General features: G+C 28.5%; 15 protein-coding genes and 1 other annotated feature. Of the genes, 5 read left to right on the forward strand and 10 right to left on the reverse strand.

Going from position 1 to position 17,931, the window contains the following annotated elements; all coding sequences use genetic code 11:
- Window positions 1-61: 61 nt before the first annotated feature.
- Window positions 62-625, forward strand: a complete 564-nt coding sequence (gene ahpC / locus AAT22_RS14115; RefSeq protein WP_047001699.1) for an alkyl hydroperoxide reductase subunit C — start codon at window positions 62-64, stop codon at window positions 623-625.
- A 144-nt stretch (window positions 626-769) separates the two neighbouring features.
- Entirely contained in the window at window positions 770-2,431 is a 1,662-nt protein-coding gene (gene trxB, locus AAT22_RS14120) for a thioredoxin-disulfide reductase (RefSeq protein WP_047001700.1), read from the forward strand.
- A 107-nt stretch (window positions 2,432-2,538) separates the two neighbouring features.
- Here the strand turns inward: trxB and AAT22_RS14125 are convergent, their stop codons facing one another.
- The 9 genes from AAT22_RS14125 to AAT22_RS14160 all read right to left on the reverse strand — a co-directional run bounded on the left by AAT22_RS14125 (window position 2,539) and on the right by AAT22_RS14160 (window position 13,970).
- On the reverse strand, window positions 2,539-3,831 hold the full coding sequence (locus AAT22_RS14125) for a dicarboxylate/amino acid:cation symporter (RefSeq protein ID WP_047001701.1): 1,293 nt from the start codon (window positions 3,829-3,831) through the stop codon (window positions 2,539-2,541).
- 229 nt (window positions 3,832-4,060) lie between these two features.
- Window positions 4,061-4,298 (reverse strand) — a binding site (T-box leader).
- A gap of 182 nt (window positions 4,299-4,480) precedes the next feature.
- The gene (locus AAT22_RS14130; protein WP_047001702.1) at window positions 4,481-5,524 is read right to left on the reverse strand and encodes a galactose ABC transporter substrate-binding protein; all 1,044 of its coding nucleotides are present in this window, start codon (window positions 5,522-5,524) and stop codon (window positions 4,481-4,483) included.
- 27 nt (window positions 5,525-5,551) lie between these two features.
- On the reverse strand, window positions 5,552-6,523 hold the full coding sequence (locus tag AAT22_RS14135) for a substrate-binding domain-containing protein (protein ID WP_047001703.1): 972 nt from the start codon (window positions 6,521-6,523) through the stop codon (window positions 5,552-5,554).
- The gene (locus AAT22_RS14140) at window positions 6,523-8,313 is read right to left on the reverse strand and encodes a sensor histidine kinase (protein WP_047001704.1); all 1,791 of its coding nucleotides are present in this window, start codon (window positions 8,311-8,313) and stop codon (window positions 6,523-6,525) included. The genes AAT22_RS14135 and AAT22_RS14140 overlap by 1 nt, the downstream gene beginning before the upstream one ends.
- Before the next feature lie 10 nt (window positions 8,314-8,323).
- On the reverse strand, window positions 8,324-9,934 hold the full coding sequence (locus AAT22_RS14145; protein WP_047001705.1) for a response regulator: 1,611 nt from the start codon (window positions 9,932-9,934) through the stop codon (window positions 8,324-8,326).
- A 175-nt stretch (window positions 9,935-10,109) separates the two neighbouring features.
- Window positions 10,110-10,277, reverse strand: a complete 168-nt coding sequence (locus AAT22_RS19315) for a hypothetical protein (RefSeq protein ID WP_172655026.1) — start codon at window positions 10,275-10,277, stop codon at window positions 10,110-10,112.
- Window positions 10,278-10,298: 21 nt separating this feature from the next.
- A complete protein-coding gene (mglC, locus tag AAT22_RS14150; protein WP_047001706.1) occupies window positions 10,299-11,321 on the reverse strand; it encodes a galactose/methyl galactoside ABC transporter permease MglC in 1,023 nt (340 codons plus the stop codon).
- 16 nt (window positions 11,322-11,337) lie between these two features.
- Window positions 11,338-12,837 carry a galactose/methyl galactoside ABC transporter ATP-binding protein MglA gene (gene mglA, locus AAT22_RS14155; protein WP_016206149.1) on the reverse strand — a complete coding sequence of 500 codons (1,500 nt, stop codon included), beginning with the start codon at window positions 12,835-12,837 and terminating at the stop codon, window positions 11,338-11,340.
- Window positions 12,838-12,920: 83 nt separating this feature from the next.
- A complete protein-coding gene (locus AAT22_RS14160) occupies window positions 12,921-13,970 on the reverse strand; it encodes a galactose ABC transporter substrate-binding protein (RefSeq protein WP_016206150.1) in 1,050 nt (349 codons plus the stop codon).
- 187 nt (window positions 13,971-14,157) lie between these two features.
- On the opposite strand from AAT22_RS14160, the gene AAT22_RS14165 reads away from it, so the two are divergent.
- From AAT22_RS14165 to AAT22_RS14175, 3 genes are all read left to right on the forward strand, one after another.
- On the forward strand, window positions 14,158-15,069 hold the full coding sequence (locus tag AAT22_RS14165) for a prenyltransferase (protein WP_242849834.1): 912 nt from the start codon (window positions 14,158-14,160) through the stop codon (window positions 15,067-15,069).
- Between the two features lie 92 nt (window positions 15,070-15,161).
- On the forward strand, window positions 15,162-15,731 hold the full coding sequence (locus tag AAT22_RS14170; protein ID WP_016206152.1) for a LemA family protein: 570 nt from the start codon (window positions 15,162-15,164) through the stop codon (window positions 15,729-15,731).
- 2 nt (window positions 15,732-15,733) lie between these two features.
- Window positions 15,734-16,561, forward strand: coding sequence for a TPM domain-containing protein (locus AAT22_RS14175; protein WP_156174339.1), 828 nt, complete (start codon window positions 15,734-15,736; stop codon window positions 16,559-16,561).
- A gap of 104 nt (window positions 16,562-16,665) precedes the next feature.
- On the opposite strand, the gene AAT22_RS14180 is transcribed toward AAT22_RS14175, so the two are convergent.
- Window positions 16,666-17,832, reverse strand: coding sequence for an AI-2E family transporter (locus tag AAT22_RS14180; RefSeq protein WP_016206154.1), 1,167 nt, complete (start codon window positions 17,830-17,832; stop codon window positions 16,666-16,668).
- Window positions 17,833-17,931 lie beyond the last annotated feature (99 nt).

The following is a 17,931-nucleotide window of genomic DNA, read 5'->3' on the forward strand; positions in this document are numbered from 1 at the left end:
TTATTAAATAATAATTATTATTAATACATAGTAATTTTCAAAATGTTAGGAGGAAAAATTTATGTCATTAATAGGAAAAAATTTAGAAGACTTTAAAGTTCAAGCTTACCACAATGGTAATTTCAAGGAAGTATCAAAGGAAGATGTTTTAGGAAAATGGGGAATATTCTTCTTCTATCCAGCAGATTTCACATTTGTTTGCCCAACTGAACTAGGAGATTTAGCAGATCATTATGATAGCTTTAAGGAAATAGGAGCTGAAATTTATTCAGTATCTGAAGATACACACTTTGTTCATAAGGCTTGGGCTGATACAACAGAAACAATTGGAAAGGTTAAATATCCAATGTTAGCTGACCCTACTGGAAAATTAGCAAGAATGTTCGAAGTTCTTATTGAAGAAGAAGGTCTTGCATTAAGAGGAACATTTATAGTTGATCCTGATGGTATAATTCAAGCTTACGAAGTTCATCAAAATGGAATTGGAAGAAATGCTGAAGAATTATTAAGAAAAGTTCAAGCTGCTCAATTCGTAAGAGAACATGGTGATCAAGTTTGCCCTGCAAATTGGACTCCAGGTGAAGAAACTTTAGTACCAAGCCTAGACTTAGTTGGTAAACTTTAATATAAAACATACGAGGAGTTAATCTCTCCTCATTATATATGAATCATACATTAAAAATTAGCGAGGAAACTCGCTATTTTTTTAATAAACTAATTAATAATAATTATTATTTAATAACATTGTTGGAATATTGAGGAGGAATTTATGAATAAAATATATGATTTAATTATAATTGGTGGAGGCCCTGCCGGCTTATCTGCAGGCTTATACGCTGGTAGAGCTAGACTTAATACTTTAATAGTAGAAAAAGAATCTACTGGTGGTCAAATAAATAGTACATCTGAAATTGTAAACTATCCTGGTGTTGTAAAAACAACTGGACCTAATCTAACATCGGATATGAGAACACAAGCTGAAAATTTTGGAGTTCAATTTCAAACTGCTGACGTACTTGATATCAATTTTGATGAAGATATTAAAACTATTAAAACAAATAATGGAGAACTTAAAAGTAGAGCTGTAATTATAGCTACAGGAGCTTCTCCAAGAAAACTAGGTTTCCCAGGTGAAATAGAATATGGTGGTAGAGGCGTTGCCTATTGTGCTACTTGTGATGGAGAATTCTTTAAAGGTTTAGAAGTTATTGTCATTGGTGCAGGTTATGCTGCTGCTGAAGAAGCTATTTATTTAACTAGATTTGCTAAAAAAGTAATTATAATAGCTAGAGAGCCTGAATTTACTTGTGCTAAATCTATAGGAGATAAAGTAAAAGCTAACTCAAAGATTGAAATAAGATTTAACACAGAAGTTTTAGAAGCAGTTGGTGATGATGTTTTAAGATCTGTAAAACTTATCAATAATGTTACTAATGAAAAGTCTGAGTACTTCCCTCCTAAAGAAGATGGGACATTTGGTATCTTTGTATTTGTTGGATATGAGCCACAAACTAAGATCTTCAAAAATAAGATTGAAATGGATAGATACGGATATATACTAACAAACGAAAATATGGAAACTAATATTAAGGGTGTATATGCTGCAGGTGATTTAAGGCCTAAACTATTAAGACAAGTTGTAACAGCTGTTGCAGATGGTGCTATTGCTGCAACAGATGCTGAAAGATATGTTGCTTCTGAAAAAGAAAGACTTGGAATAGTTGAAGAAGAAGTTATTGAAGAAAAAGTAGAAGTTAAAAAAGAAGAGTCTACTAGTAGTAAAGCTTTATATGGAAGAAGCAAATTATTAAATGATACTTTAAGAAATCAATTAAAAGGTATATTAGCTAAGATAGAAAATAATATTTCATTAGTTTCAATAGTTGATGAAAGTAACTCTAAATCACTAGAGTTAAGAGATTTAGTTTTAGACATATGTGATTTAAGTAATAAAGTATCTTCAATAATCTATAGAAAAGGTGAAAATCCTGAAATGGAAGATAAAGTTCATGCAAATAAATATCCTATAGTTGCTCTACTAAATAAAAACGGTAATTATAGTGGTGTTAAGTTCCACGGAGTACCTGGAGGTCATGAATTGAATTCATTTATCCTAGCTATTTATAACCTAGCTGGTCCAGGTCAAGCATTAAATGAAGATATATTAAATAAAATCAAATCTATAGATAAACAAATAAATATTAAGGTTGCAGTATCACTTTCTTGCCATGTTTGTCCTGAAGTTGTAACTGCTGCTCAAAGAATAGCTATAGAAAATCCTAATATCGAAACAGAAATGTTAGATTTATCAAACTTTAAAGATATTAAAGATAAACATAAAATCATGAGTGTTCCTGCACTAATCATAAATGATTCTAAAGTATATTTTGGTGGTAAAAAACTTGAAGATATAGTTCAATTACTTAAATAAAATTATTAAAAGATGGAATTCAAATTTGAATTCCATCTTTTTTATGCTTCTAGTATAAAAGCTATTTATATACTATCTTAAATTAAAATTTAAAATAATTGTATCAATTAAGCTTTTAAAGCTTTATTTTCTTTTCTTTTTTCAGTTTCATCAACTACTAAGGCTGCAACTGCAGACCCTGTAACATTAGTTGCTGTTCTCATCATGTCAATTATAGCATCTACAGCCATTACCATAGCCATTCCTTCTATAGGTAGTCCTAAAGTTGATAGAACAACTGTTGTTGACATAGTTGCCGCTCCAGGAACCCCTGCTATACCTATTGATGATATAATTGTTGTTAATACTATTAAGAAATAGTGATACATTGTCATATCAACATTAAATACATTTGCTACAAATATTGCAACTATTGCTGGATATATTCCTCCACAAGCATTCATTCCTATTGTTGATCCAAGTGGAGCAACAAAGCTTGCTATATTTTCAGAAACTTTTGCATTTTCTACTAAGCTCTTTATTGTTACAGGTAAAGTTCCATAACTACTTTGACTTGTGAAAGCTACAACCTGAGCTGGGAAAATATCCTTAAAGAACTTTAATGGATTCTTTCTTGCAATAAATGATATTAAAGGAGTATGAACTAATACTATTTGTAAGATACAAGCTATATATACTGCTAAAATAACATTAATTAATGATTTTATTGTATCCATTCCATTTGATGCTGCTGTTACTGCTATTAATCCAAAAACCCCAAATGGTATAAATTGTAATACCATTCTTGTTATACTTAAAACTAATTCATAAGTTGATAATATAAAATCTTTAAATGGTTTAACCTTATCAGGATTTTTATTATCTTCAATTACTAAAGCTATAGCTATGAAAAGTGAAAATATAACTATTGGAATAACCTGATTGTTTACTATTGATGCTACTGGATTGGATGGTAAAAAGTCTAATATTACTTTTGTAAAAGCTGGTATTTCTTTTGCCTTAAAGCCTTCTACAGCAGTAAAGCTTATTCCTTGTCCTAGATTAAACACTTTTGCCATAACTATACCTATTATTGATGCAACACCAGTTGTACCAAGTAATATTACTAAAGTTTTGATCCCTATTGTTTTTAAAGTATCTAAATTTTTAAGTCTAATTATACTAGTTATTATTGATACCATAACTAGTGGAACTACTATCATTCTAATTAATGATATATATCCCTTCCCTATAACTTCAAGAAACTTTATATCTGACTTGAATATTGCTCCAAGTATTAAACCCAATGTTAAAGCTGTTAATGTTGAATAAGAAAACTTTCCTGTTTTTGATTTTACTAAATAAATTACATATAGTGCTACTATTGATAATATGATAGCTAATATTAAATTAATATTCATTTTAATTCCTCCTAGTATTTAAATTATTAGATTAATAAATTTTATTTGCTGGCCTGCAAACTTATTTAAGATAATTTCTTAAATATTGTATTCTTAGATTTTATCTAACTATTTTTTAAGATTAACTTTATTAAAATTAATCTTTGATATATTTATACATCTCATATTATGTCCTTTTGTTAAACATTTTAGAGATAATACAAATAAAAAAACCTACCACCACTGTAAATACAGAGGCAGAAGGCAAACTTCCACGGTCCCACTCTGATTAGATATATAATATATCCATCTCTTTCAGGTACAATAATACCTTGTCTCTATAATGGGAGAACCCATAAAACCCTACTAAAAATTTCGGATTTTAAACTCTAAGGTGCACTTCATTAATAAAATAGTAGACTATCTCAGCAAATTAGCCTTCTCTGTAAAAATTTATATTAATTACTTTTCCTCTTCACTGTCTTTAATCATATCGGATTACTATGATTAAATTATATCATTATTTCTCTTATTGTCAATATAAAATATATCTTATTTTTATTACAATTTTATCCATAATATTAAGTTAATATTAACTACTATATAATTAAACTTCAGGAACATTTAATAGAAAAGAGTAAGAATTAATCCTACTCTTTTAAATCTTATATTAATTTTCTATATATAAATCCACATTTTTAGGTGTTATTTTTGTATGCCCTACCTTTATATACTTATTATCTTGAATACCTTCCACTTCATCTATATTAGTTCCTGTAGATACAGCCATTGCAATGTCAAAAATAGCTTTAGCCTGTGCCTTAGCATCACTTATTACAGTTCCAGCCATCTCTCCCTTTTTTACAGAGTCCATAGCTTCTTTTATTCCATCTATTCCAACAACTAATGGTTTTTGAGTAAATACATTATTAGCATTAATTGCATGTATTGCTCCTAGAGCCATTTCATCATTATTACTAAATACAACTTCAATATTATCCCCAAACTCTTTGATCCATTGATTCATCTTAGTGATTCCTTGATCACTTTGCCAATTTGCACTATCATCTGCCAACTTTTCTAATTCTATTCCTCTTTCGGTAATTGATTTTATACAGTATTCTGTTCTTATTAGAGAATCCTGATGCCCTGGTTCACCTTCAAGCATAACATATTGAATCTTATTGTCTTTATTTTTATCTATTAAATCCTTTTTAGACAACCATTCATCTACAATTATGTCAGCTTGTAATCGTGCTGATTGTTCTGCTTGAGCACCTACATAATATAACTTATCCCATCTGCACATATCTTCTTCTACCGGTTCTCTATTAAAGAATATTATAGGTATATCAGCTGATTTTGATTTATCTATTATTGTTGATGCTGCTGTTCTATCAACTAAATTAACACATATAATATCATAATCTTGATTTATAAATCTATCTACTTGATTTCCTTGATTTATTGTACTCCCCTTAGCATCAACAAAATCAAGTATAACTTTAGTTCTATCATTATTTTCATTTTCTTTTGCTATTTCCTCTAAACTTTTAGTAATCGTTGATATAAAAGTATCATCTTGCCTGTATAGTGTTACCCCTATCTTTATCTCTTTCTTAGATTTAATATTACTATCTTCATTGCAGCCTATAATAAGAGTAGATATTAGAATTAAACTAAACATATTAATTAAATTTTTACCCTTCTTCACCTTGACCTCCTATAAGCATTGAATTGTTTATCTAACAAACGGAAATAACATCCTTTGATTTTCTTTAGAATACATATTTCTACTATTTATTATTGTTGATGTTATTATACTTCTATCTAATGTACTTCCCTCTATTTCTGATACAGAAGCTTTTACACTTAAATACCCTACATTGAAATCATTTTGTATAGCGATTGAATTTATTACTTTTTCTTCAATTAAGGATATAATCAAACTCGTACTGCCTGTACCATATAGCTCAATATTAGATTTATTTTTAATATCATTCATAACATATTTTTTAACTCTTCCTATGCTTTCTAAAATATTGGGATCAAATGTAACTATTACATCAGTTTCTCTTTTTTCCATAATATCTCTCATCTTATTGTATAGCTGAACTTCATCACTTGGAAGTTCTAAAAATTCATAGTTATTTTTACTATTACTTATTTCATCTATGAATCCTAAGTATCTTTCATTAATACTGCTACAGCTCAAATCACTTTTAATTATAGAAATCTTCTTATCAGTATTCCCATTTTTCACAACTTCTTCTGCAAGACTTTGCCCTAATTTATAATTGTCACAAGATATATATGGTATATCTTGATTTGTTTCTATTTTTGAGTCAAATAGAATTATGGGGACTTTTTTTCTTGAGCCTTCTATTATACTTACCATTTCTTGATAATCTGCTGGAGCTATTATTATTGCATCTGTTCCTGAGTTAATCTCTCTTTCCATTAATTCCTTTTGTTCTTTTATACTATTTTCTTCTAGGAGTGTAAGAAATCTTATATTTACATTCATTTCAGAAGCGGCTTGTTCCATTCCCTCTTTTATTATTCTCCACCCTTCACTGTTTCTCCCTCTTACTATTACTGAAATATCATATACCCTGACTTCTTTTTTTCTTCCTTCTTCTAAAAGTATTAAAAATGAGGCTATAAGCATAATAAGTAAAACTATAAAAATAAGTTTTTTCTTTATTCTCATTATTTTTCCTCCTTAATACTATAGTAATCAATACATGGCATATGAACTCTTATCGTAGTTCCTTCATCGGGTTCACTATATACCTCTAATCCATAATTTTCTCCAAAATATAATTTTATTCTCTCATGAACATTTCTTAATCCTATTCCTGAACCTTTCTTTTGGATATTATTTTCACTTATTAATAATTTATCTGCTACCTCTTGGGGCATTCCAAGCCCATTATCAATTATATCTATATATAAATCATTATTCTTTATATAAGCTTGTACAAGTATATCTCCATCTCCACTCATATATTCCATGCCGTGATATATTGCATTTTCAATTAATGGCTGAATTATAAGCTTAATACTAGTAAGGTCCAAGGTATTTTCTTCTGCTTTAATATCATAAGTAAATTTATTTTTATACCTTATATTTTGTATTGTTAAATAGTTCTTTGCATGTTCTAATTCATCTCTAACTGTTATAACATTTTTTCCTTTGCTTAAACTTATTCTAAAAAATCTTGCTAATGCTGTAACCATTATTATAGCACCATCATAATTTTCATTTTCTATCATCCAAATAATAGAGTCTAAGGTGTTATACAAAAAATGAGGATTTATTTGTGCTTGTAATGCATTTAATTCACTTTTTCTTTTTTCTTCCTGCTCATTCATTACATTTTTCATAAGTATATTCATTTGTTTTACCATAGCTTTTATTGCTTTTCCAAGATGCTGTATTTCATAAGAGCCTTTTTCTGATATATTTAAACTAACTACTCCATTTTCAAATTCATTAACTGATTTCTCTAACTCTTTTATTGGATTTGCTATACGTGATGATACAAACATATTAAGTGATATTAATATGAATATCCCAAAAAACATTATGAATATAGCAAATATCCTAATTTGGTAATAATCTTCTGTTATATTGGCCATTGGAGATATGGCTACTATTTTCCATCCTGTATATCCAACAGTTTTTACTGTTACCGATCTTTTATTTCCCTGAAAATTTTCAATATAATTTCCATCCTCATATTTTGCTGCTTCATAATTATTTTCTTTTATTAAATTGGAATATATCAGTTGTTGCCTTGGATGATATATTATTTCTCCATCCCTATCTATAAGATAAACATATGCATTTTTCCCCATATCAACATTTTTACATATTTGCTCTATTCCACTGAAATTCATATCTACTAAAAGTACTCCACCATTAATCTTTCCACTTTCAGTAAGTTCTACTGCTCTACTTAATGATACTACCCATGTATATTTATAATTAGGATCGTAAAATAAATTTTGTACATGTGGCGTAGAAAAATGTAAATTTTCTCTTCTGTTTATTGCACTTTTAAACCACTCATTTTCTCTTGGATCTATATTATTTTTTAATTGTTGTAATGGATATGAGGCTATTACCTCTCCATAATTTGAAAACAAACTTATACTTATAAGATAATCTTTATTTGCTTCATAAATTAAATCCATTTCCTTATCTATACTTTCAGTTGATAAATCAGTTTTCTTTATTGCTCTATAATATATAGTATCTGATATTTTCATCATTTTTCTTAAGTAAGCATCTAAATTTAAATTAACTTGTTCCAATATGGATTTATTGTTTTTAGAAACCATTTCTTCTGTTGAATTAATAAATCTTAAATAAAGTGCTCCACCTACAACTATCATTCCAATAACAGCTACTATTGTAAAAGATATAGATATTATATATTTAAAACTTGCTTTCCTATAATAACCTATTATTTTCTTTTTAATAGAACCTAACATATTAACTCACTCAATTCTTTCTGTACCTTGATGGTGATATTCCAAATTGTTTTTTAAATACATAACTAAAATAATTTGCTTCCTGGTATCCAACTTTAGTTGCTATTATATAAGTTTTATCATCTGTAGTATTTAATAGCTTTACTGCTTCTTCTAACCGTACTGATGTTAAGTAATTTACAAAACTCATATCAGTTTCCTTTTTAAATATAGTAGAAAAATAGGTTGGACTTACATGTAATTTTGAACAAAGCTTTTCTACTGACATTTCATAGTCATTATAATTATTTTTTATATAATCCTTAGCTTTTTCTACTAAAAGTTTTGATGAATTGGTTCTTTCCTTTTTTATAAGCTCATTCAATTTTATAGATTTATCTATAAACCATAATCTTATTTCTTCTATTGAATCTAACTCATTTAAATATACATAGCAATTAAAGTTTTCTCCAAAGACCTCTTTGATTTCTATATTGTAAGTTTGAGTTAATTTTAATAACGAGGTCAATACTTCCATTATATATATTCTATATTTTACTAGTGGTACAAAAGATTCTTCTAATTTTCTAAATATATTTTCAACTACTTCTTTAATTTCTTCTTTTGTTGATAATTTTATTGCATTTAGAAACTTAATTTCTTCTTGTTCATCAAATTGTAATTGTATAGAATTATCTGGTTCCACATCTTCTATATATATAGTTTTTCCATTACCTAAAATAGGTCTGTAACTTAATGCACTTTGTGCAGTGCTATATGAAAATCTTATCTTTGATATGTCATCATATACCCTTCCTATCCCTGCTGATATTGTACTTCCGAAAGTACATTCAAATACTTTAATTACTTCATTTAATCCTTTTATAAATCTCATTATTTTATCTTTTTCATCAAATGTAGCTAAAACAACTACTTTATCTGAGTATGGGAAACTTATAAATTCACAATAGTTTGCCATAATTTCATCTACTATATTTTTTATAGATATAGATATTAGTCCAACATCATTTTGCAAACTTTCTTCTTCTGAATCATAACTAATTGCACCATCTATTCCAATTAGTGATACAGATAAATATTTATTTATAAAATCTAATCCTAATTTTTTTTCATCTTCAACCCATTGTTCCTTAGTTATTCTTCCTTCTAAAGCTCCTACAAGAAATTGTTCTCTTATTACTGGAATACTTTCTAAGTAATGATTTTTTAATATTTCTACATTTCTTTTTGCATCATACTCTTTGTCCAGTTTTTCTTTTAATCTTTTTAAAACTTCTATAAGTTCAATAGAGTTAATGGGCTTTAAAACATATTCCACAACATTTATTTTAATTGCTTTATGGGCGTATTCTAAATCATCTGATCCAGAAAATATTATTATTTTAGTAGATGGCATTATATCTGTGATTCTTTTCCCTAATTCTAGCCCATCCATAAATGGCATTTTAATATCTGTCATTATAACATCCGGATGAAGTTTTTCTGCCATTTCTAAAGCTTCTTGCCCATTTTCAGCATCTCCTACCACTTCAAAACCTTGTTCTGCCCAATTTATTTTTTTTATTACACCAAGCCTTATTTCTTCTTCGTCATCTACTATCATTAATTTATATAACCCCATAAACAACCTCCCAAATAATATATGTATAACCATAAATATGTACATTCAATTGTCTAAATACTCAAAATAATTATAGCACATTTTTATAATTATTTTTATGTAAATGTTTTAAATGCAAAAAAATAGGATAAGATTTCCTAAATCTTATCCTATTTTTATGATTAATATTTAAAATTTATACTAATACACCTATGATTAATGACAATGCTAATAATATAAATAACACTGCAAGAAACCTATCCATTGTTTTAACCGATACATCTAAGTTACCATATAAAGTATCTCTAACTGTTTTTTTGGGAACTTCTTCTTTAATATTTTCCTTTACAGTTTCATTTTGCATTTAACATCATTCCCTTTTTGATTATTTTTTAGCTATATATTTTCTTACGTCTAATGAAACGGCTACTATTATTATTAAACCTCTTATTATATATTGCCAATAAGCATTTACTCCAATAAAGTTCAATCCATAGTTTATAACTTGTAGTAAAACTGTTCCAATAAGTACTCCTGGAATTGTTCCTATTCCACCAGTGAATGATACTCCACCAACAACGCAGGCTGAAATTGCATCTAATTCATAGTTAAACCCTGTACTTGTTGTTGTAGATCCAGCTCTTGCTGCTTCCAAGAAACCTGCTAATCCATAAAGTACACCTGATATTATAAATATAATCATTATGTTCTTAACTAAGTTTACACCTGAAACTGCTGCTGCATCTGGATTACCACCTATAGCAAACATATTCTTACCAAGTTTAGTTTTATTCCATACAAACCACATTATTGCAGCTACAATTGCAAGATAAAATATTAAATATGGTATTTCTACACTACCTAATCTTAAATATCCATTAACAAATTTAGTATATCTTTCATCTAAATTAGCAACTGGTTGAGCTCCTAGTGGAGGCCTATCAATATACAAACATGATGCTCCATAAGCTATAAGTTGAGTACCTAAAGTAATAATAAATGCATGGACCTTCAATTTTGCAACACCAAATCCATTTATAGCCCCAAATATACCACCAATAACTATTGCTAAAAACATTGGTAATATTAATGGTAATGCTTTTAAATTAGGATACATTCTTGCAGCATATGTTGTTGATTGTAATAATGATGCTGATATTATAGCTGTAAAGCCTAATATACGTCCTGCTGATAGGTCTGTACCTTGAAGCACAATAAGTCCTGCTACTCCTAACGCAAGTATTCCACGAGTTGATGCTTGGCTTAAAATATTAGTAAGATTCTTTAATGAAAGGAATCCTGGTTCCTTTATAACAAAGAACACTATCATTATAAATAATACTATATACAATGCATAATTCAGTAAGAAATTTTGTAAGGACTCTTTATTTAATTTAACTTTGTTCATAAGTTACACCTCTATTCTAAATATATTTAGCAGCCATAGACATAATATCTTCTTGTGACAATTTGTCTGCATCACCTATTCCAGCTACTTTTCCATTTGACATTACAAGTATTCTATCGCATATTCCTAATAATTCAGGCATTTCAGAGGATACAACTATTACCCCTTTGCCTTTATTAGCTAAATCTATAATAAGTTGATAAATTTCATATTTAGCTCCAACATCTATGCCTCTTGTTGGTTCATCCAATAGTAGTATTTCTGGATTAGTTAAAAGCCATCTTCCTATTATTACTTTTTGTTGGTTTCCTCCTGATAAACTTCTAATCAAAGTTTTTTGACTAGGAGTTTTAACCTTCATACTATCTATTGTCCATTTAGTATCTTTAGTCATCTTTTTATTATCTAATACTCCATATTTACTATATCCATCTATATTAGCAATCATGGTATTAAATTTAATATCAAGTTGTCCAAATATACCTGTAGCTCTACGCTCCTCTGTTAATAGCGCAAATCCATTTTTTATAGCCTTACGTGAATCAGAATTCTCTACTTTTTTACCATGAAGAATTATTTCCCCATCACTATGTTTAGCTATTCCAAATACTGTTTCTAATAATTCAGTTCTTTTAGAGCCTACTAAACCTGCAATTCCAAGTATTTCTCCCTTTCTTAATTCAAATGATACTTCCTTAATTGAAGGTTGAAAAGCACCCGTTAAATTTTTCACTTCCAAAATAACATCTTGTGGTTTATTTGTCTTTGGTGGGAATCTATTAGTCAAATCACGTCCAACCATTAACTTAATTATTTTATCTGTTGTAAGATCCTTAGCCGAAAGTGTATCTATCCACTTACCATCACGCATAATTGTTACATCATCTGATATTTGAAGAATTTCCTCCATTTTATGAGAAATATATATAATACCGCAGCCCTTATCTCTTAATTTATTTATAATTCTAAATAAGTGATTAACTTCTTCATTAGTTAATGATGATGTAGGTTCGTCTAACACTAAAATTTTCGCATTATATGAAACTGCTTTAGCTATTTCAACCATTTGTCTTTGGGAAACAGATAGTTTGGCCATCTTCATTTTTGGGTCAACATCTATTTCTAATTCATCTAATATTTTTTTAGTTTCTTCATACATTATTTTTTCGCTTACTATTCCAGCATTTCCTGGATATCTTCCAAGCCATATATTATCCATAACATTTCTTTGTAAAACTTGGTTTAATTCTTGGTGAACCATAGCAACGCCATTATCCATAGCTTGCTTTGGATTAGAAAACTTACTCTTTTCACCTTCTATTAAAATTTCTCCACTATCTTCAATATAAACTCCGAATAAACATTTCATTAAAGTAGATTTACCTGCTCCATTTTCTCCCATCAAAGCATGTACAGTTCCTGGTCTTACTTTCAATTGAACATTATCTAGCGCTTTAACCCCTGGAAATTCTTTACTTATATCCATCATCTCAAGAACATATTTTATATCTGCCATAACTTACTTCACCACTTTTCTATTATTTATTAAACTGCATAGTGAAAATACACTATGCAGTTTTTTTAATTCTATATGCTATATTATTTTTTAATATATTCTTGATATGGAATACGTACTGCAACTCCTGAGTCATCGAACTTATATGAAGTTCCATCTACAGCGCCTTTACCAGCTGCTAAATTCATTCCTGTTTCATATAATGCTTTAGCCATTCCTTCTGCATCTTGAAGAACTGATCCTAACATAAATCCTTTAGAAATTAAGTCTTGAGCTGCTGCTGTAGCATCAACACCTATAACTGGAATAGTTTTTGCTGCATCACCATTGTTATATCCTTGAGCTGTTAATGCTGCTATAGCCCCTTGAGCCATACCATCGTTATTAGCTATTACTGCTTCAATCTTATCACCAAATTTTGAGAACCATGCTTCTGTAGCATTTTGTGCTAACGCTTGATCCCAGTTACAAACTTGAAGTGCTAATTCTTCTGTTTTAACTCCCTTATCATTTAAAGTCGAAACTGAATATTGAGTTCTTGCAACTGCTTCTGGATTATCAGGTTCACCCTTTAACATTACATATTGTAATACTCCATCTCCATTTTTATCTATAGCTGCCTTATTACCTTCCCATGCTTTTGAAAGTATTTCTCCTTGCATAACTCCAGCTTCTTTTGCATTTGTCCCAACAAATATAGCTTTGTCATATGCTTTTATAGCATCTGCTGATGGCTCTCTGTTAAATAATACTACAGGTTTTTCAGCTGCTTTAATCTTATCGATTACTGTTGGAGCTGCTCCTGTATCAACTAAATTAACTAATAAAAGATCCACATCCTTTTGAAGTAATGTATCTATACTATCATTTTGAGTAGCTTGGTCACCTTTTCCATCATAGAAAGTAAACTCAACTTTATCTGAGTTTTCAGATTGTAATTTTTCTAAGTTTTGACGAACTGTTGAAATATAAGTATCATCGAATTTGTATAAACATACCCCAACCTTAACTTTATCTCCCTTTGATGTGTCTCCACCACTTGGAGATTCCGTCTTACCTCCACAGCCTACTAATGAAGCTGTAACCATAACTGTAGCCATTGCCATTGTAAGTAATTTTTTAACCTTTTTCATATTAACCCTCCACCTTTATAAAAATCGTTAACATTAAATTGATTTCGTTTACATTTATTATTATAAATTTATATGCTAATTACTTCCATACAAAAAACTTAACACTTCTATCGAAATTCTTAGATGTTGTTAATTGAAAAAATTTCTTTTTTATGATAGAATTTCTCGTTACTATTAAATAAATGAGGTGGTTGGTTTGAATAAAGAATACGTATTAAAATTCATTAAAGACTCTTGGAAGGCATTTCGCCCATTTTCACTAACCTTGGCAATAGGTTCTACAACTCTTGGAATTGCATCCGCATACAAAATGGGATTTATAAATTTAAATAGCTCTAGTGATATTATATTAATTTTGATTATAACTATTGCCGGTATACTAGCTCAATCCGGTGCTAATTTAGTAAATGATTATTTTGAAGGAAGTTTTAGATATTATAGACCTAGTGGAAGAAAAATAAAGTTTTTAGGAGTAGAAAGAACTTATTTTGATATATATGTTTTTCTTTGGGCCATGCTTTGCTTTGGGCTATCTTCTTTAAGTGGTTTATATCTTATTTGCATAACTGATTTAAAAATGTTACTTATCGGTGTAGTTGGAATATTTTCTGCTTATGCATATACTGGTGAACCTTTTGTTTTTAAAAGAAAAGGACTTGGAGTGCCAATTTCCTTTATAACAATGGGGCCATTAATGGTTTTAGGTGCTTCTTATCCATTTACCCAATCTATAAGCTTATATCCAATATTGTTATCTTTACCTGCTTCTTTCATTATTCCCGCTTTAATGATAAGTAATGAGATGAGAGATTTTAAAAGAGATGCTAATTTAAGTCTTGGAACATTAAGCGTTAGAATTGGAAGCAAATATAGTAAGTATATTTATAGATTTTTAGTTTTTGGAGCTTATGTATTAACGCTACTATACGTAATAACAGGATTTTATCCTGCTATTTCATTATTAGTATTTATAACATTACCAATAGCTTTAAAAGCTCATAAATCTGTTTGTAACTTTGAAAAGCTTGGGATACCGTATACTAATAATTTGCATTGGACTTTTACCCTACTTTTAATCTTAACTTTATTTATTGGATAGATCCATTTTTAGAGTAATTATAAATTAAATATTTAATAATACATCTTTCTTCTACATATAATATTTAATATAGAAAGGAGATGTATTTTTTTATGAAAAAAGGACTAAAAATATTAATAGCTATAATTGTAGTTATTATTATAATTATATTCCCTATAATTTCTAGTTATAATAAATTAGTATCTTTAGAGCAACTTGTTAATATTTCTGAATCCAATATAGATACTCAATTGCAAAGAAGATCTGATTTAATACCTAATCTAGTTAATACAGTTAAGGGATATGCTACTCAAGAAAAAGATATTTTTACTGATATTGCCAATGCAAGAAGTAAACTTTCTGGAGCTTCAAATATATCTGAACAAGCAAATGCAGATAGTGAATTATCAGGTGCTCTTTCTCGATTACTTGTAGTAGTAGAAAATTATCCTGATTTAAAATCCAATCAAAACTTCAAAGATTTAAGTATTCAGTTAGAAGGAACAGAAAATAGAATAGCTGTTGCTAGGCAAGATTATAATACAGCTGTAACTAATTATAATACTAAGATGAGAAGATTTCCTACTAATATAATTTCTTCAATATTTAGATTCGAGGAAAAGCAACTTTATAAAGCAAGTGATAATGCTAGTGAAGTGCCTTCCGTTGATTTTTCTAGATAATTATGAATGTTATAAGTAAGTTAAAAAAAATATTATTATCTTCTCTTTTAATAATTTTTAGTTTTTCAATTTCAATTTCAGCACAAGTTAATTATCCTTCACCTACAAATTATAAGTATATAAATGATTATTCGAATATACTAAATTCAAATGAAATAGAAACAATTGTCTCTTTAGGAAAAGAGCTTGAAGATAAAACTGGAGCTCAATCTATTGTTGTAATTATAGATACTACAGATAATATTCCTATTGAGAATTACTCAATAAACCTATTTCGTTCTTGGGGAATAGGGCAAAAGGCTAAAGATAACGGTTTGTTAATTTTAGTTGCCATCAAGGATAGAAAGTGGAGAGTAGAAGTTGGAAGAGGTTTAGAAGGTGTAATACCAGATGCTTTAAGTAATAGAGTCATGGAGTCCTTAGCTACAGATGATTTTAAAAACGACAATTATGGTTCTGGAATAATAAAAAGCTATAGTACTTTTAATGACCTTATTGCAGAAGAATATGGTGTTACTTTAAGCAAATCACTAAATATAGAAATTCCTAAAGAATCTAATAGGCAAGATTCAAGTAGTATTTTTGATGCCATACCTATTGGTATAATACTAGTGCTTCTTATACTTGATATAATTTTTAATCGTGGAAGAATAATAAGAACAATTTTTAAAATTCTTTTTTGGAGTAGTTTCTTCGGAAGACGCGGTGGTCCTGGAGGCAGAGGCTCCGGTGGCGGTGGCGGATTTGGAGGCTTCGGCGGCTCTGGCGGTGGATTCGGTGGATTTGGCGGTGGCTCTTCAAATGGCGGAGGTTCTTCTGGAAGTTGGTAATTTGTAAATATTCATTTAAACTTATAAATTTACATAAAAAGGAGCTGTTTTAATAACAACTCCTTTTTAGCTTTAGCTTATTTATATTTCTACAACAAAGAAACCTATTTCATATAATCCTTTGTTTCAGTATTTAATCCTTTTTTTCTTAATTTACTTTCTATAAAATACTTTACTATAGAATAAAAAATTGCAAATAATGGCACTCCTATTATCATTCCTATTATTCCCAATAACTTCCCTGCAACTAATATAGAAAATAATATCCAGAATGCTGATATTCCTATTGAGTCTCCTAAAATCTTTGGTCCTATTACATTACCATCTAATTGTTGTATAAATAAAATTATTACTAAAAACCATATGGCCTTAACTGGTGATATAAATAAAATTATTATAAAAGACGGAATTGCTCCTATAAAGGGACCAAAAAAAGGTATAACATTAGTTATACAAACTATTGCTGATACTAATATTGTATATGGAATTGAAAATATAGTTAATACTATAAATGTCAATATCCCTATTATTAAAGAATCAATTATTTTCCCTACTATAAATCTTCCAAAAGTATAATTACTTCTATGCGCTAATTCAATAATCCCATCAGCATATTCTTTTGAGAATAATCCATAAGTAATTTTTTTGCTTAATGCACATAACTTTTCTTTATCTATTAATAAATAAACTGATACTATTATTCCTAAAACCACATTCCATATACTTGAAAGAATATCAGCTAAAAAGCCACCAAATGCAGGAATTAAATTGGTTGCAAACTTAATTATGTAGTTTACTAAATTATTAAAGTTGTCTAACAACATTTGTGAGTATCGCTCTTCTATATTTAATTTCAATATTGTTTCATTTGCAAATTTTGTAGAGTTCATTATATATGTTGGAATATTATTTACTAATCCTATAACACTATCTATAAGCTGAGGTAATAAAAATTTTATAAACATACTAATTATAAAAAAAGCTGTTATATATGAAAATATTATTGCTAACCCTCTTTTTGACTTTATCTTTAATTTCTTTACATATTTCATTTCAAAAACTATTTTTTCATAAAAGTTTAATAAAAAATTTATTATATATGCAATTGAGAATCCAATTATAAACGGTTGCATTATAATAATTATTGAATCTAGTTTATCTGTAAATATAGTAACCTGGGATATTGCTAAATAAAATAATATTACTAAAATTGCAACTATAAATGAATAAGTGGCTATTGTTGTATATTTACTATTCCAATTTACTTTCATTTTATACCTCTTCCTATTATATATTTTAATTTATAATCTATATAATTATTATGCTATAAGATTAAAACTTAATAAACCTATTTATAAAATATTAAATTT

The organism is Clostridium sp. C8, from assembly GCF_001010885.1.
In the GTDB taxonomy this organism is placed as follows: domain Bacteria; phylum Bacillota; class Clostridia; order Clostridiales; family Clostridiaceae; genus Clostridium; species Clostridium sartagoforme.

Excerpts from the sequence above, each read along its gene's own strand:
- ahpC (WP_047001699.1), top strand. The coding sequence starts at position 62 with ATGTCATTAATAGGAAAAAATTTAGAAGACTTTAAAGTTCAAGCTTAC.
- trxB (WP_047001700.1), top strand. The coding sequence starts at position 770 with ATGAATAAAATATATGATTTAATTATAATTGGTGGAGGCCCTGCCGGC.
- AAT22_RS14125 (WP_047001701.1), bottom strand. The coding sequence starts at position 3,831 with ATGAATATTAATTTAATATTAGCTATCATATTATCAATAGTAGCACTA.
- AAT22_RS14135 (WP_047001703.1), bottom strand. The coding sequence starts at position 6,523 with ATGAGAATAAAGAAAAAACTTATTTTTATAGTTTTACTTATTATGCTT.
- AAT22_RS14140 (WP_047001704.1), bottom strand. The coding sequence starts at position 8,313 with ATGTTAGGTTCTATTAAAAAGAAAATAATAGGTTATTATAGGAAAGCA.
- AAT22_RS14145 (WP_047001705.1), bottom strand. The coding sequence starts at position 9,934 with ATGGGGTTATATAAATTAATGATAGTAGATGACGAAGAAGAAATAAGG.
- AAT22_RS19315 (WP_172655026.1), bottom strand. The coding sequence starts at position 10,277 with ATGCAAAATGAAACTGTAAAGGAAAATATTAAAGAAGAAGTTCCCAAA.
- mglC (WP_047001706.1), bottom strand. The coding sequence starts at position 11,321 with ATGAACAAAGTTAAATTAAATAAAGAGTCCTTACAAAATTTCTTACTG.
- mglA (WP_016206149.1), bottom strand. The coding sequence starts at position 12,837 with ATGGCAGATATAAAATATGTTCTTGAGATGATGGATATAAGTAAAGAA.
- AAT22_RS14160 (WP_016206150.1), bottom strand. The coding sequence starts at position 13,970 with ATGAAAAAGGTTAAAAAATTACTTACAATGGCAATGGCTACAGTTATG.
- AAT22_RS14170 (WP_016206152.1), top strand. The coding sequence starts at position 15,162 with ATGAAAAAAGGACTAAAAATATTAATAGCTATAATTGTAGTTATTATT.
- AAT22_RS14175 (WP_156174339.1), top strand. The coding sequence starts at position 15,734 with ATGAATGTTATAAGTAAGTTAAAAAAAATATTATTATCTTCTCTTTTA.
- AAT22_RS14180 (WP_016206154.1), bottom strand. The coding sequence starts at position 17,832 with ATGAAAGTAAATTGGAATAGTAAATATACAACAATAGCCACTTATTCA.